At 59.2% G+C, this 13,860-nt stretch carries 15 protein-coding genes; 8 read left to right on the top strand and 7 right to left on the bottom strand.

What is annotated here, in order from left to right:
• The first annotated feature begins 41 nt into the window (after nt 1–41).
• The gene (locus tag FJ974_RS14960; RefSeq protein ID WP_140534295.1) at nt 42–1,292 is read left to right on the top strand and encodes a CapA family protein; all 1,251 of its coding nucleotides are present in this window, start codon (nt 42–44) and stop codon (nt 1,290–1,292) included.
• Nucleotides 1,293–1,612: 320 nt separating this feature from the next.
• On the opposite strand, the gene FJ974_RS14965 is transcribed toward FJ974_RS14960, so the two are convergent.
• On the bottom strand, nt 1,613–1,819 hold the full coding sequence (locus FJ974_RS14965) for a hypothetical protein (RefSeq protein WP_140534293.1): 207 nt from the start codon (nt 1,817–1,819) through the stop codon (nt 1,613–1,615).
• Between the two features lie 114 nt (nt 1,820–1,933).
• On the opposite strand from FJ974_RS14965, the gene FJ974_RS14970 reads away from it, so the two are divergent.
• From FJ974_RS14970 to FJ974_RS14980, 3 genes are all read left to right on the top strand, one after another.
• Nucleotides 1,934–2,125 carry a hypothetical protein gene (locus FJ974_RS14970; protein WP_140534292.1) on the top strand — a complete coding sequence of 64 codons (192 nt, stop codon included), beginning with the start codon at nt 1,934–1,936 and terminating at the stop codon, nt 2,123–2,125.
• Between the two features lie 49 nt (nt 2,126–2,174).
• Nucleotides 2,175–2,381: a hypothetical protein gene (locus FJ974_RS14975; RefSeq protein WP_140534290.1), complete on the top strand. Its 207-nt coding sequence runs from the start codon at nt 2,175–2,177 to the stop codon at nt 2,379–2,381.
• A gap of 121 nt (nt 2,382–2,502) precedes the next feature.
• Entirely contained in the window at nt 2,503–2,694 is a 192-nt protein-coding gene (locus tag FJ974_RS14980; RefSeq protein WP_140534289.1) for a hypothetical protein, read from the top strand.
• 38 nt (nt 2,695–2,732) lie between these two features.
• Here FJ974_RS14980 and FJ974_RS14985 read toward each other — a convergent pair whose 3' ends face one another.
• Nucleotides 2,733–2,918, bottom strand: coding sequence for a DUF982 domain-containing protein (locus tag FJ974_RS14985; RefSeq protein WP_264296734.1), 186 nt, complete (start codon nt 2,916–2,918; stop codon nt 2,733–2,735).
• 75 nt (nt 2,919–2,993) lie between these two features.
• On the opposite strand from FJ974_RS14985, the gene FJ974_RS14990 reads away from it, so the two are divergent.
• Nucleotides 2,994–3,290 (top strand): hypothetical protein, encoded by a 297-nt coding sequence (locus FJ974_RS14990; RefSeq protein ID WP_413468308.1) that lies wholly within the window; start codon nt 2,994–2,996, stop codon nt 3,288–3,290.
• A gap of 560 nt (nt 3,291–3,850) precedes the next feature.
• Here the strand turns inward: FJ974_RS14990 and FJ974_RS14995 are convergent.
• The 4 genes from FJ974_RS14995 to FJ974_RS15010 form a co-directional block, all read right to left on the bottom strand.
• Nucleotides 3,851–4,783, bottom strand: a complete 933-nt coding sequence (locus tag FJ974_RS14995) for a helix-turn-helix transcriptional regulator (protein WP_226891266.1) — start codon at nt 4,781–4,783, stop codon at nt 3,851–3,853.
• Nucleotides 4,784–4,928: 145 nt separating this feature from the next.
• The gene (locus tag FJ974_RS15000; protein ID WP_140534285.1) at nt 4,929–7,112 is read right to left on the bottom strand and encodes a xanthine dehydrogenase family protein molybdopterin-binding subunit; all 2,184 of its coding nucleotides are present in this window, start codon (nt 7,110–7,112) and stop codon (nt 4,929–4,931) included.
• The gene (locus FJ974_RS15005) at nt 7,112–8,101 is read right to left on the bottom strand and encodes an FAD binding domain-containing protein (RefSeq protein ID WP_140534284.1); all 990 of its coding nucleotides are present in this window, start codon (nt 8,099–8,101) and stop codon (nt 7,112–7,114) included. Before FJ974_RS15005 ends, FJ974_RS15000 begins: the two co-directional genes overlap by 1 nt.
• The gene (locus tag FJ974_RS15010) at nt 8,101–8,586 is read right to left on the bottom strand and encodes a (2Fe-2S)-binding protein (protein ID WP_140534436.1); all 486 of its coding nucleotides are present in this window, start codon (nt 8,584–8,586) and stop codon (nt 8,101–8,103) included. The genes FJ974_RS15005 and FJ974_RS15010 overlap by 1 nt, the downstream gene beginning before the upstream one ends.
• 742 nt (nt 8,587–9,328) lie before the next feature.
• Here FJ974_RS15010 and FJ974_RS15015 point away from each other — a divergent pair.
• Nucleotides 9,329–10,363: a sugar ABC transporter substrate-binding protein gene (locus FJ974_RS15015; protein WP_140534282.1), complete on the top strand. Its 1,035-nt coding sequence runs from the start codon at nt 9,329–9,331 to the stop codon at nt 10,361–10,363.
• Nucleotides 10,364–10,533: 170 nt separating this feature from the next.
• On the top strand, nt 10,534–11,553 hold the full coding sequence (locus FJ974_RS15020) for a LacI family DNA-binding transcriptional regulator (RefSeq protein WP_226891267.1): 1,020 nt from the start codon (nt 10,534–10,536) through the stop codon (nt 11,551–11,553).
• A gap of 126 nt (nt 11,554–11,679) precedes the next feature.
• On the opposite strand, the gene FJ974_RS15025 is transcribed toward FJ974_RS15020, so the two are convergent.
• Nucleotides 11,680–12,843 (bottom strand): helix-turn-helix domain-containing protein, encoded by a 1,164-nt coding sequence (locus FJ974_RS15025; protein ID WP_181177176.1) that lies wholly within the window; start codon nt 12,841–12,843, stop codon nt 11,680–11,682.
• Nucleotides 12,844–13,204: 361 nt separating this feature from the next.
• On the opposite strand from FJ974_RS15025, the gene FJ974_RS15030 reads away from it, so the two are divergent.
• The gene (locus FJ974_RS15030; RefSeq protein ID WP_226891268.1) at nt 13,205–13,819 is read left to right on the top strand and encodes a helix-turn-helix transcriptional regulator; all 615 of its coding nucleotides are present in this window, start codon (nt 13,205–13,207) and stop codon (nt 13,817–13,819) included.
• Nucleotides 13,820–13,860 lie beyond the last annotated feature (41 nt).

Genomic DNA, 13,860 nt, shown 5'->3' on the forward strand with positions numbered 1-13,860 from the left:
CCGCCAGCGCCCAACTCTCAAATCGTCAAGGCGAGTTTTCCATGGAAGATCCATTTTGCGTGGTCGTTACCGGCCAGTCGTTGATTACCCACGACATCCGTCATGTCCACGACGAGCGGTTCGCCGAGGTCATCGGCTTTCTTCGGCAGGGCGACGTCGTCTTCACCAACTTCGAGTCGACCATCCTGGGGAAGCACGGGGGATGGCCAACCAAGGGCAAGTATTTTGGCTACTCGAAGGCCGAAATGCTCGATGCGTTGAAGGCGATCGGATTCAACGCTCTCGCGCTGGCCAACAATCATGCCTTCGATCTTGGTCCCTGCGGCGTCCTCTCGACGCTGGAGGAAGTTGAAGCGCGTAGCTTCCTGTATGCCGGAATCGGGAATGATGAGACTGACGCGGCGATACCTGGTCGCCGCCGACTGGGTGGCCGCAAGGTCACGCTGCTTGCGGTCGACGCCGGCCCCGGCCCGGCCAATATGTATGCCGCGGACCGCACGCCGCTCCGCCCGGCGCGTCCCGGTGTCAACCGACTGAATACCCTGAGAAAGGTGTGCGTTCCGGACGGGCATTTCCGGCGACTGGCACGGCTTGGCGCCGACCTGCGAAGTTCCGAGCTCGAGCTGACCAATTACGCCCAGCCGGAGGATCCGCCGGCGGTGGCGAGCGGCACGGAGATCAATTTCTACGGCACTATCTTCGCCCAGGCAGCCGGCTTCGGCCGCAGGATCGAGGTCGATCCGCAAAGTGCCGCCACCCATCTGTCCGCGATCCGGCAGGCCTCGGCGAGGGGCGATTTCATCGTCGCCTATCTGCACCATCACCATTGGGAACCCGGCTGGCAGGAGGTTCCGCTCTGGGTGCAGGCCTTTGCCCGGACATGTGTCGACGCCGGTGCTGACCTCTTCGTCAGCCACGGCGCCCCCGTGCTGCAGGCAGTGGAGATCTACAAAGGCGCGCCGATCTTCTACGGCCTTGGGAATTTCCTCTTTCACGTCCATCCCGACGAGACCGAGTGGGATCCGCCGGAGGTATGGCAAAGTATAGTCGCCGCCTGCCGCTATGATGCGGGCGGAGGTTTGCACGCCATCGACCTTTTGCCGGTCGTGATCGGCGGCGACGGTCAGGCTGGTTCGGCAACGAATAGACTGGTTCCCGTCGCCGCCCCTGAAAGCATGGCACGCGATATCCTGGCCGGCTTCGCGATCCGTTCGCGAGCATTCGGCACCGAGATTGCGGTGTCCGGACACTCGGCCACGATCGCATTGTCGGGAGCCCGCAAATTCGGCTGATAGGCGCGGGCTGGGTGTCAGCGTTTCATTCGGCCGGCGGTCTCCGGCCGTTCCCCTGTCTGCGACAACTGTGAGCAAGACGAGCCGCTTCGGTACACCGGCCAACAGGAGGGCGCAGCGACACCTGGCGCCAATGCGCTTGCGTCGTTGGTCAGACCGATTATTCGTAACGAGATTTGTCCATACCTAGGCTACGCTGATCGTCCCGGCCAAAAATGATGGTTGGGGCGAATCCCCCAGCGCTGCGACCGTTTAGAAGAGATGCTTCCCCGAAACACTAGGTCTCCGCCGCTGTCCCGCGCGACGACCACCAACGGGCCTCAAACTGTGCTCCGCCGGAGTTCGGCCGCCAGCGCTTCCAGCACCTGTACGTCGCTGTCGTAGAACTGCCCGGGATAGCGCTCCCGCTGCTGCCGGTAGAAGTCGAGCCAACTCGGCAGATCCGAAATCGGAAAAGTTCCCTGCCATCGGTCCTTCACGATGGTGAAAGTGCCCGCTGCCGAATCGTATGTCGCTGTCGTCTGCATGAGCGAGCTATAGCCTCAGCCATACATTCCCAAAAGTAAGCTCGCCGTTCAGCCCCCCAATGTCCCGTGTGTTGCGCCACCCAAACGGCACAGCAAGGGCAGAAATGCCGCCGAATGGAACCCAATAAGGCGACCCTCGAACGCGCTTTCGGATTAGCCCGATCAGGCAAGTGCAACAATTTGACCAGCCTTCGACTGGATGTGAACGCTATGACCTTCGGCAACTGGAAGGCAAGGAGGCTCTTGAACCAGTTGCTGGCGCTCATTGCTGCCGCTGCGCCACCGCCGCAGGCCGAAGGCTTCTAAACCATCTCGCAGCTACAGCGTGACGTATGGCGATCGCCGAGGGCGCAATATGCGTATCAGAATCGAACAAGCTAGGCATCAGCCTTGCTTCGCCGGCGTGGGCGGAGACGAAATGATGGCGATTTCACGCGAGTTGCTCGGTGTCGATCTGACTTTCCATTGTCCTGGGTGTGAAGTTGCGGTGATCCGAAAAGGATCGTGGATCAAGAGCTCCAAGGTGTTCGTTGCGATTTCTGCAATACGCAAACGCGCCTGACATATGGGCTCAAGCTTGCCATCTTCGAAGCGCATCTGGATCCTGGTCGCCGGCTGGCCTGAGAAAACCGGCAACACGGTCCCGCGTGATAGTCGTTCAGATTTGTGATACGATTCGCTGCATGGGCAAAAGGGCGAAGCACAAAGCAAGACAGGCGATTGCTGAACTATCGTTGGATGACGAGATTCAAACGGAAGCCGCCTACTATGCCCGCAAGTGTGGCATTACCACAGAAGAAGCCTTGCAGATCATGGAAGCGGCCAACCGTCCGCAGCGGTCAAGCGGCGCTTTGGCTGGACAGTCCAGTCCGTAGGCCATTGGCGGCATCTATGGTCCGCCCTGGCGCGCTTTTTATACGCTGCTGGCGCGAAGCATTCCGTTGGCCTTAGCTGCGGCAAGGAAGGCCCTGCGCGCATCGTCGGCTGTGCCAGTGCTTTCCTTGGCAGCAAGGCACGCCTCGACCGCGGCTCGCCACTTCGGGCCACGGCCGTCCCATGTCAGCAACTCTTCAGCCGCCGCGTCGACATTGCTGACCATGTGGGTCGTGCCGATCTGTTTCGACTTGACCGGGACTGGAGGTGAAAACCAGAGCATCGCCCGGCATATGCGGCAATGCCAAACTTCGTCAAGCCTGAAGCACTTGCGCGGCGAGAAGGATTTGCGGCATGCTTCTTCCCCAGGATTTCCGGGAGGACGATGGTGCCAATTCGAAGAAGGGCGAGTGAGGTCGGTATCTTCGATGCTTCTGAACTTGCCTTACTTGGTCGCGTCTTCGACCGTTTGCTGCTGGACAACAAATCTGCAGGTGAGCGCGACGCCATAGCCTCACGGATCATCGCCAATTACATGGCCGGCATCAAAGATGAGGCGGAATTATTGTCGCTCTCCAAGCAGCCCTTGGGCCGGTAGCGACAGCAGGGGGAAGCGTGGCAGTCGCAAAGAAGGATCAGGAGCGCACCAGCTACGCCTGGATGTACGGCGCAGGGACGCAAGGACGGCAAAGGAACGGCAGTTCGGGACTTCTGGCAGGAGTACGCCGAAGCCTGGCTTCAGGGCTTTGATGGTCAGGCAATTGGCGGCGCCGGCGGCAAGTCGGTGAGCGACCAGTTGGAGACGGAACTCGACGAGGCAGCGGTGCAGAAATCAGCCGGAATCTAACCTCCGGGCCAAGCTTATGGGCTGGATGAGCACTCCAGCGCTAAACTACCTGCATAAATGGATAAAGGAGAACGTCCCCGTAAACGCCGCGACCGGCCGTGGTCTGATGACCGATCTTGCCGACAGGCCATATCAGATTTGGCGAACGCGGGGATTTCGCCTCGTGAGATCGATCAAGAGGTGGATCGCCTTTTCGCCGTCGTGGTCGATGCGGTGGCAAACCACCAGGGCGGGTTGGCTGAGTAGTTGAGTTGTAGACGCCCAATGCATCCGATTGAAGCACGGAGGTGTTTTGCGGGGCTACGCCGCGTCTAGCCAAGAACTACCTTGCGCCAAACTCCAGGGCTCGAACCGACGCGGCGCGTGAAAACGCGACAAAGGTGGCTTTGGTCCGCAAAGCCGCAAGCGCGCGCTATCGTCGGCAGAGCCGCATCCCGCCTGCGCATCATGGCCTTGGCCGCTTCGACACGAGCCTCAAGCAACCAAGTATGCGGAGCCAGGCCGGTTGATCGACGAAATGCCCGCGAGAAGTGGCTGACCGATAGGCCGCAAGCCGCGGCAATCTCGCGTAGCGGCGTCGCGCCGGTGAGATCGCCAGAAATCATTTCTTTCGACCGTTTTTCCTGCCATGGGGCAAGCCCGCCCTTCAGCGGTCGCGAAACCGCCTGCATTCCGCCGTAGCTCTGCGCGGTGTGGGCTGCGAGCGCCAGTGTCAGATGGTCTGTAAAGAGTCGATTGGTGCATTCGGGAGTCTGAAGCGCGGGTAGAAGCGTGAGGCCGATGTGCTCGACTGTTTTGTCGAATATGCCCTCGCCAGGCTCATAACGCAGTTCACTTATTCGCGGGACGTTGACCTCATCGGCCAAAGCGCCAAGAGCCGCGCAAGGCAAGTAGAAAAGGAGCGAATGAATGGGTTTGTCCATTACAGCGAGTGGTTCGCGCTTCAGATCGTGGAGCGTGATTTGACCCGCCTTCAGCGAATTTGCTGAAACCTGTCGCCCATCCTCCCAGTACAAATTGTTGGGGAGATCACGAAGCATCAGACATATCATGTAGGCGTCAACGCGTGGAATCGGGTCGCACAACCGTCCGAGGGGCCGGTCCACATAGAGTTCGGTGATCGCGATGTCCGTGCTCTTCAGGGATCGGGTCAGGATGAAAGGGGCGTCCTCGGCGCCGAACTTATGGCCAAGGTTTCGACCGTAAACACTACTTGCAGCCAGCGTATCTGGATTTGCTCCCATCGACCGTCTCGGTGCAAAGTTTCCTCGGTCGGAGAGGATAGGCCGGAATCGGTTTGCCTTCAAACGGGAAGGACTTCACGTCGCGCGAGGTTCTGGTTGATGGGCTACAAGCCGCTCTTTGAAACGTGCGGCTCCTTCGCGCAATCTAGCCAATGAGCTTATCCGGCGTGATCGGCAGGTCGCGAATACGCTTGCCGGTTGCGTGAAAAACCGCATTCGCGACCGCCGCGGCGACACCAGTCGCACCGAGTTCTCCGATCCCCTTGCCACCAATTGGCCCCGCCTTTTCATCGATCTCGTCGACGAAGTGCACCGTGATCTCGGAGGGAATGTCGGCGTTCACCGGGATTGCGACACCGGCGAGGTTTTTCGAAAGGAACCGTCCGAGCGTGGGCTCGAACGCGCTCTGCTCCATCGCTGCCATCCCCCAGCCCCAAACGATACCGCCAAGCAATTGGGATCTGGCCGTGCGTGGATTGACGATCCGCCCGACGCTGTAGCTGCCCACGGCACGACGCAGCCGCAGCAGCCCGAGCGCGGGATCAACACCCACTTCCACAAAGACCGCTCCAAACGTCCGCATGGCATAGCCCGTGCCATGCTGCGTTGGATCGAAGATTCCCAGGCCGGCAATCTCAGTTTCTCCGGCTCGCTGCATGACCTCGCCGACAGACTGCGTTTCGGTCGCGCCGATTCGGCCGATGCGGCCGTCGAGCATCGTCGCTTCGTCAGGCGGCAGATTTGCGAGACGGGCCAGTCTGTCGCGAACCTCCTGCGCCGCCGCAAGCACCGCCGCCCCCACGCCCATCGTCGATGACGATCCGTAGGTCGGCCCGGCTTCCGGCAACTCGGTGTCACCCAACCGCAACTCGATCCTGCTTGCCGCAAGTCCGAGCACATCGGAAGCGATTTGAGGGAAGATCGTCGGAATACCGGTGCCAATATCCTGGGTTCCCGTTTCGATCACGGCCGTGGCATCACGGCGCAAGACTATTCTGGCGCGCGAAGGAAACCGGAATGTGCCCATGAAACAACTCGCCATGCCCTGACCGATGATCCAGTCGCCATCGCGCCGTGGCGAGCCTGCGCGCTCCCGCCAGCCGAACAGGCGCGCGCCTTCCTCATAAGCTTCCCGTAATTTCTTCGAAGACCAGGGCGCCCCGGTTGATGGTTCGGTCTCAGCGTAGTTGATGAGCCTCAAGTCCAGCGGGTCTATGCCGAGTTTCACCGCAAGCTCGTCCATCGCCGATTCGAGGGCCCACATGCCCGGACCTTCGCCAGGAGCACGCATAGCTGTTGGCATCGCCACATGCGCGCGCTCGGCTCGCTGGCTCAGCAGCATGCTGGGCGTCGCATAGAGCGACTTCGATGCTTCCGTTGCAAATTCGATGAAATCGTCGGTCACGGTTGTGAGATTGACGACGTGGTGGGTAATGGCTGCCAGAACGCCTTTGTCATCGGAACCGACGCCTACCTTCTGGACGATGCGAGGCTGGTACCCAAGAAACGAGTACATGTCAGCCCGCGAGAGAACGACGCGAACGGGACGCTGGACAATTTTGGCAGCAAGCGCAGCGAGAGCCTCCTGGGGCCACAGCAGGCCTTTCACTCCGAAAGCGCCGCCCGTATGCTTGGAGATGACGCGCACGCGCTCGGACGGAATGCCAAAGAGTGCGGCCAACCCCATTCGCAAGGCATAGACATGCTGGGTCGAAGCATACAGCGTGAGGGCATCCCCCTCCCACTGCGCAAGGACCGCCGATGGCTCCATGGGATTGTGATGCCGCGGGGGCTGCGAATAGACCGCTTCGACGTGCTGCGTCGCGAGCGCGAGAGTCCTATCCGCCTCGCCCTTGGCGAATTCGGGCTCGAGGTAGAAATATCCAGTATTCTTGGGAGGCAGCGCTATCCTGTCGACGTTGGACCAGAGCGGAGCCACCGGAATCCTGGCGATCGCCGGCGCAATGCTGACATTGACCTTTTCGGCGCCAGCTGCGGCGGCTTCGAGCGTCTCGCCCAGAACGATGGCGATCGGCTGGCCCTCATGGCGTATTTCCTCGTCCTGCAAGGGAAGAAAGCTGTGCGCGAAGGGCGGACCTGCGATTGCAGTCTTGGACTGTGGCATGTCGTGGTGAGTCAGCACACTAAAGACACCCGGCTCCGCGAGTGCGTCGCTACTGTCGATCGCGATTACCTTTCCAGCGGGAAGCGGAGCTGTGACAAATACCGCGTGAAGCATGTTCGGCGCGCGCAAATCGGCGGTGTAGCTCGCCGATCCGGTTACCTTCAGCGGTCCGTCGATCCGCGCGAGTGGCTCTCCGATACCCATCACGAGCCCCTTGCTGCAGCGAGCCGTATGGCTCGCTCGGCGGCGTTCTTGGCGAGCGGAACCTTGTAAGCGTTGTGCGTCAGCGGCCTGGCCGTTGCGAACGACGTATCAAGGGCCTTGCGGATTGCCGGAGCGTCGCCGAGGACAATTCCTGCTAGCGCAAGTTCCGCTTCGACGAGCCGCCAGGGTTTATGGGCAACCCCGCCGAGCGCGATGCTGGCGCGGCGAATGCTATCACCCTGCAGGTCGAGGGCGACCGCTGCCGATACGACAGCATATTCATAAGACTGGCGCTCGCGAAGCTTGAGATATGCCGAGTGAGGCGCGGGCCCTGGCAGTTCAATGCCGACAATCAACTCTCCGTCTCTCAGCGTGTTCTCGATATGCGGCGTCTCTCCCGGAAGCCTGTGCAGATCTTCGGCTTTGATGCGTCGACTACCATCTCTGTGATCGGTGACATAGACGGCATCGAGGGCCGCCAGCGCATTGGCCGGATCCGATGGTTGGGTGGCGACACAGGCCTGGCTCCAGCCGAAGATCGCGTGTTTGTCATTGAAGCCGTGCAGGGCGGAACAACCAGAGCCGGGCCAGCGCTTGTTACAAGGTAGTATTGCCTCTGAACGGAAATAGCCGCAGCGGGTCTTCTGTAGAGGATTTCCACCGACTGTCGCCAGGTTGCGCAGTTGCGCCGATGCCGACTGCAAGATTGCCTCGGAAAGCACCGGATAGTCGCGCGCGACATCGTCGTCTAGCGCGACATCGTTGAGCCGTGTCAAAGCACCGATGTGCAGTCCGCCGTCCGGCAGGCGAGAGACGCCGGTGAGGCCTTCGAGCCGCCCAATATCGATTACGCGGGCGGGCTTCACAATACCGAGCCGAAGCCAATTCAGAAGTTCGGTACCGCCTGCCAGAAAAACGGTGTCAGGCGCGCTTGCCTCCGCCAGTGCTTCGACAATGTCGGACGCTTTGCCGTAGGCGAACGCCTGCATCAGCGATCCCCCTGCTGCGACGCGGCCGCTGCCACGGCGGCGGCAATTTGTGGATAGGACGCGCAGCGGCAGAGATTTCCGCTCATCCACTCGCGGATCTCAGCGGGCGAACGCGCGTGCCCTTCCTTGATGAGCGCGACGGCTGACATCACCTGGCCAGGCGTGCAGAAGCCGCACTGGAACGCGTCATGGTCGATGAAAGCCTGCTGGACCGGGTGCAACTCGCCGTTTCCGGCAAGCCCCTCTATCGTGGTAACTTCTGCACCTTCGATGGAAGCGGCCAGAACCATGCAGCCGTTCACGCGCTGCCCGTTCAAATGCACGGTGCAGGCGCCGCACTCACCGAAGTTGCAACCCTTCTTCGTGCCCGTGAGTTCCAGCTTCTCGCGTAGTAGATCAAGCAAGGTCGTGCGGGAATCCAGCTGCACCTGTCGGCTTTGGCCATTGACGCGCACCGTGACTGTGAGATTTGATCGAAATTCCATGATGGCCGACAAACCCGGGCTCTGGTCGTGTTCTGAAGTATTAGAAAATCTGAGGTCATCACCGTAAAGCCTAGATACGGGCGCCGCTTGGCATTTGCGCACGATTGTCCAAATTGTGCTTGGATCGTTCATTGCACTTGATGCGGATGGATGACCAAGCTGGAACTGGGTGCATCAATTCGCAGATGAGAAGGCAAGGTGGACGGTTCTACCGCAGGATGCCTGCTGACTGCGCCGGGACCAAGGAACCGAAACGTTCCTATTCAGCTCAGAAAGCTTCTCGAGGCCGAGCTTGGGAGCCGTTTGTCCGCTGCTGCGGCAATCCAGTGTTCACCGATTGCCGAGCAGTTCCCCAGAACCAGCAACTAGGGTTACAGATGAAACCCTGCCGTTGATACGCCGATGCTAGGTCGCACGATGACGTATCAAAGCAGTGAATTTGTGTCCTACGTTGTCAACCATCTTGCGATTCCTCTGCTTTTGCGCGGGATGCGTGTGGCCAGCTAGCGAAATTGGCGTTATGTTTACGTTGACATAAAAAAGCGTCGATCCCTACGATCGAAATAGCCGCCAAAGAGCGGCGGCAAGGCTGCTAAATGTGCAGTGAGCCTCTTGCTCGCGGTGCCGAGGAGCGTCGTTCTTTTGATCGTTCCGCGCTGCGGCTTTGAATTGCTACTTACGCTCTTTAACGCCGTCCAACCACTGTTCGGCTAAAAGAGATCAGCAGTTGCAGGAGCCTGCGATGATGAAAGAGCTAACAAAGGGGTCGGGGGCGAAGGGGGCGCGTGGCATCGTCGGATACTCGCTGCTGGCAGGCCTCTCCATGCCTTCACTCACCCGCCACGCCTCCTCCCATAAGCGCATCATTATTAGCTACATCAATCCTTCAGTCGCTAACCAAGGCTGGATTGTGATCGGGCAGGGGGCAAAGGACGCTGCGATGCAACGTGGTGTCGAACTGCGCACATACGGCCCATCGCAGGGGGGCGACGTCGCCGGGCAGGTCTCGGTAACACAGGATCAAATAGCCGCTGGAGTCCAGGCTTTGGTAATCGCGCCGGTCAACAGTTCTGCCCTTGTGATGGTCGTCAAAGAAGCGAACGCGGCAAAAATCCCGGTGGTCAATCTCGACTCGAGCATCGACGGCGGAGAGTTGGCCTCCTTTGTCGCCACGAACAACTACGAGGCGGCGAGCATTCAAGCCAAGGCAGTCGCTGACCTCATAGGCGCTAGGGGAAAGGTTGTCCTGATCAACGGGTCGCAAGTCTATTCCACTGGCCGCGACCGTCGCAACGGCTTCGTTGACACAATGACGATTTGCTACCCCCACGTCGACATCGTAGAGGTGCAGACTGATTGGAGCGCCGGTCAAGCGCAGCAAGGCCTGCGTGCCGTACTGTCGTCGAATTCGGACATCGTCGCAATCGCGAACGCCTGGGATGGGGCCACGGTTGCGGCAGCTTCGGTGCTTTCTGAGCGGAAATCCGGGGAGCGGATAGTATTAGTGGGCTTTGACGGCGCTGGTGACGCCATTGCTCTGATGAAGCAGGGCAAGGTGGCCGCCATTGTAGCCCAACGGTTGTACAAGATGGGCTATACTGCGGTGGACACTGCAGTGAACGCCGCATGCGGCGAAAAAGTAAGAGCTCGCATTGATACGGGCTCCATTTTGCTAACCCCGCAGACTGTTGATGGCTTCGTCGAGGACAATCCGCACATGATGCGAGTTCATAGAGAAGGTGTCAAACCGTTGAGAATGAACAAAGCCCCAGCTTAATCGTTATTCTAACCGGCGACGATCAGACGGTGTCTAACCGTGAAGCGGCCATCGCCCTGGCTACGCGGACTGCTCAACGGGACATCGAACCGGTGAAATCGAGCAAATTTCCAAGGCTAACCGGCAAAACAGGAGAGACCGGGGTTGCGAAACCTCTGCAGCGAGCCACGATGCGTGACGTGGCAGCGTTAGCGGGCGTTAGCATCAAGACGGTGTCGCGAGTTATCAATGGCGAAAAATACATATCTGACGCGATCGCGAAGAAGGTCAACGAGGCCGTTCACCGCCTCAACTACCGGCACAATTTGGCCGCAAGCCAATTACGTGCGGGAGCCAACTCCTTTGCTGTCGGCGTTATTCTGGTTGATATATCCAACCCATTCTCGGCTGCCGTGCACCGGGCGGTAGAGGATGTGTTTCGCGAAGCCGGAGTGGCTGTCCTGCTCGCCTCGACCGACGAAGAAGCGGAGCGAGAATGGGCGGCTGTTCACGCCTTCTCGAGGCGTCGCGTCGACGGCCTGGTGATCATGCCGGCGAGCCATGACCAAGCCTATCTCAAATCCGAAATCGAAGCAGGAACGCATATAGTTTTCATCGACAGGCCACCGGCTTTCCTCAATGTCGACTTCGTCGTTTCGGATAACCGAAGAGGCGCGAGAAGTGGGGTCGATCATCTGATCCGTTTTGGTCACCGCCGCATCGGCTTTATTGGCGATCGGCCTATGGTCTCCTCATCACAATTGCGCTTCGAAGGCTATGAAGACGCGCTGGCCGCCGCAAATATCGACATGGACGCTTCCATCGTCTGTAAGGGTTTCGCCGATGCTTCGGCCGCGCAAAGAGCCACGGAAGACCTCCTGTCGCGCGATTCCACCATGACTGCGCTCTTCGTAGCGCAGAACGCCCTTTGCGCGCCCGCAATTCGCGCACTCCGCTCCCTCGGTAAGGGACCGAATGTGGCCGTTGTCGGCTTTGACGGTTTCGACGGCGCGGATCTTATTGAACCGGGTCTCACAGTCATCGCGCAGAATCCTGCACTGATGGGTCGAACTGCGGCCTGTATCCTTTTGAAACGCATGAAAGGCGGGAGCCCTGAGCCACATGCGCGAATGCTCGATACACACCTGATTGCCCGGGGTTCAGGCGAAATTCGCGGCCCATTCTTGCGCGACAGCCTATTGGTGACCTGACGCCAAGCTGTTGCGACGTATCGAACAGGTCAGCAAAATCGTCCTCTCTCGAGCATCGCCCGCAGAATTCATAGTCGACCAAATATTGGCCACCGGGCACGCTTGTTGGATGCGATGGTCGGCCTGTCACCCTCTCGAAGTGACAGCACGCCTCCACCGGGCAGGGCTATCACCAACAACTCGAACAAATGCTCGGGTAAAGGACGCTTGATCAGAAAAGCCGGATTGTATCGCAACATCCACTATCGGGCTGGCGCTCATCATCATCAGCGCCTTCGCATGATCGATCCGACGTTCGAGTAGCCAGCGATAAGGTGACCGGTTGAAGCTTTTTCGGAAGGCACGGGTAAAGTGACTCACTGACAGTCCACACTCGCGCGCCAATTCGGACAAATGAAGATTCCCGTTAAGTCGCGCCGCAATCAGTTCGGCGGCACGCCTCGCTTGCCAAGGTGCCAGCCCGCCACCCTTTCTCACCCTCAAAGGTGGAAGGCCTCCATAGGTTCGGAGCACGTGCGCACCAAGGACAAGGCTGAACTGATCCAGCGCAAGAGAGAGGTTCCAATCCTGCGACTCAACAAAGGGAAGCACGTGGCGCGTCAACTGTGCGAGCACGATATCGTGCTCGCACATTGCGAACTTATACGAGCCCAAGGGTTCTATTCCATGATCTCTGGCTATCTCGTCGAGCCCCTCTCTTGGGACGTGGTAATGCACATAATCAAAGCCGGCACCAACCCAGGCGACCGGGTCCGACTGAAGGTCCATTACGATGGTCCGGAGCGACGGAATAAAGGGGACGTCAATCGCCTTTCCGTCGATCCATAGCTCGTAGGCCCTCAAGGGGACCGGAAGGATTGCAACCGAGATAAGGAGCGCAGCTTCGCTGGGAACGCGCGTCGTGCGATCTGGGGTGCCGGTGCTGGATTGCAGGCGGGTGACGGCGAAAGGATTTCCCCCCGGCCACTCAACAGAGACTTGATCGCTTTCCTGTAGATGGAAATGACTGGCGAGATTTTCCCCAAAGGCACCCGATCTGTTGGGCGAATCGTGCAAGACATCGATCGGATGGCTCATGTGGGAGACCCCGTAACCTGAACCGAAACGGCGCAAAGATATCAAAGAATCGCTTGCGGCGCAGCCGAAATGGAAAAAACTGATCCCTTCGGCCAAAAATGATAAAATCGGTAAAGACGTTGGCTTCGTTAAGTACCTATCGATGGGGGCGTTCGGGAAACGCGCATCGGTCCGCGGCCTATCGCTTTCGAAAACTGGATAGGGCTTTGCCACCACGCTGCTCGGTTTAGCGCCCGCGTGACTGTGAGACATCGTTATGGCCGGTCCTCGATCCCCGCTCCCTCCGGCAGGCGTCTATGGTCGGACGCTTGGGGAGAGAATTGGAGTCGAAGAGGCGCCGGCCATCCTAACAAGGTCGTTGCCGCGAGCGGAAATCGGTCTAACCGAAATTCAAGTGGTTCGACCGATTGGGCGATTGTCTGACCCACTACCGCGGATCGACGCCTTTATGATCGCCTTTATGCTAAGTGACCTACCCAACAACTCCTATTGGGAGGGGGGCCGGGAGGTTTCGTCATACTCTCTGCGGGAAGGCATGACCACGGTTCATGATCTGAGGCGGGAACCGTCGCAGATGGTCGACAAGCCGTTCCATAGTCTTTTGTTTTATCTACCATCAGTGGCTCTCAATGCGCTGGCAGACCAAGCCAATGTGCCGCGCATTGACGAGCTTCGGTACAAGCCTGGGGTTGGCCTGTTAGATGAGACGGTTAGGCACCTTAGCTTGGCGCTGCTGCCGGCACTTAGAGCGCCTGAACAGGTGAACCAATTGTTCATTGATCATGTCATGCTCGCCTTTGCAATTCACACCGCGCAAACTTACGGTGGAATGCAGACCCTGATCAAGCCGCTTAGGGGGGGGCTCGCTGCATGGCAGGAGCGACTTTCAAAGGACATGATCAACAGCGATCTCGCCGGCTCGGTGTCACTGCGCGACATTGCCAGTGCATGCGGACTGTCCGAAAGCCATTTCTCTCGGGCATTCCGCAGATCCACCGGCTTGGCTCCGCATGCATGGCTACTTCACGCACGGGTAGAAGCCGCGAAAGAAATGCTTCGGAAGCGGGAGGGATCGCTGTTGGAGATTGCACGTGCGTGCGGCTTCGCGGATCAAAGCCACTTCTCTCGTGTGTTTACACGTCGCGTGGGTCAGAGCCCCGGGAGTTGGCGCAAAGCAATCATTGATTGACACGTTCATGGTTGCTCAGCTTTGCCACATGCCGCTCTGCG

The sequence above is a fragment of the Mesorhizobium sp. B1-1-8 genome (genome assembly GCF_006442795.2).
Classification (GTDB): domain Bacteria; phylum Pseudomonadota; class Alphaproteobacteria; order Rhizobiales; family Rhizobiaceae; genus Mesorhizobium.

Excerpts from the sequence above, each read along its gene's own strand:
- FJ974_RS14960 (WP_140534295.1), top strand. The coding sequence starts at position 42 with ATGGAAGATCCATTTTGCGTGGTCGTTACCGGCCAGTCGTTGATTACC.
- FJ974_RS14965 (WP_140534293.1), bottom strand. The coding sequence starts at position 1,819 with ATGCAGACGACAGCGACATACGATTCGGCAGCGGGCACTTTCACCATC.
- FJ974_RS14970 (WP_140534292.1), top strand. The coding sequence starts at position 1,934 with ATGGAACCCAATAAGGCGACCCTCGAACGCGCTTTCGGATTAGCCCGA.
- FJ974_RS14975 (WP_140534290.1), top strand. The coding sequence starts at position 2,175 with ATGCGTATCAGAATCGAACAAGCTAGGCATCAGCCTTGCTTCGCCGGC.
- FJ974_RS14980 (WP_140534289.1), top strand. The coding sequence starts at position 2,503 with ATGGGCAAAAGGGCGAAGCACAAAGCAAGACAGGCGATTGCTGAACTA.
- FJ974_RS14985 (WP_264296734.1), bottom strand. The coding sequence starts at position 2,918 with ATGGTCAGCAATGTCGACGCGGCGGCTGAAGAGTTGCTGACATGGGAC.
- FJ974_RS14990 (WP_413468308.1), top strand. The coding sequence starts at position 2,994 with ATGCCAAACTTCGTCAAGCCTGAAGCACTTGCGCGGCGAGAAGGATTT.
- FJ974_RS14995 (WP_226891266.1), bottom strand. The coding sequence starts at position 4,783 with ATGGGAGCAAATCCAGATACGCTGGCTGCAAGTAGTGTTTACGGTCGA.
- FJ974_RS15000 (WP_140534285.1), bottom strand. The coding sequence starts at position 7,112 with ATGGGTATCGGAGAGCCACTCGCGCGGATCGACGGACCGCTGAAGGTA.
- FJ974_RS15005 (WP_140534284.1), bottom strand. The coding sequence starts at position 8,101 with ATGCAGGCGTTCGCCTACGGCAAAGCGTCCGACATTGTCGAAGCACTG.
- FJ974_RS15010 (WP_140534436.1), bottom strand. The coding sequence starts at position 8,586 with ATGGAATTTCGATCAAATCTCACAGTCACGGTGCGCGTCAATGGCCAA.
- FJ974_RS15015 (WP_140534282.1), top strand. The coding sequence starts at position 9,329 with ATGATGAAAGAGCTAACAAAGGGGTCGGGGGCGAAGGGGGCGCGTGGC.
- FJ974_RS15020 (WP_226891267.1), top strand. The coding sequence starts at position 10,534 with ATGCGTGACGTGGCAGCGTTAGCGGGCGTTAGCATCAAGACGGTGTCG.
- FJ974_RS15030 (WP_226891268.1), top strand. The coding sequence starts at position 13,205 with ATGGTCGACAAGCCGTTCCATAGTCTTTTGTTTTATCTACCATCAGTG.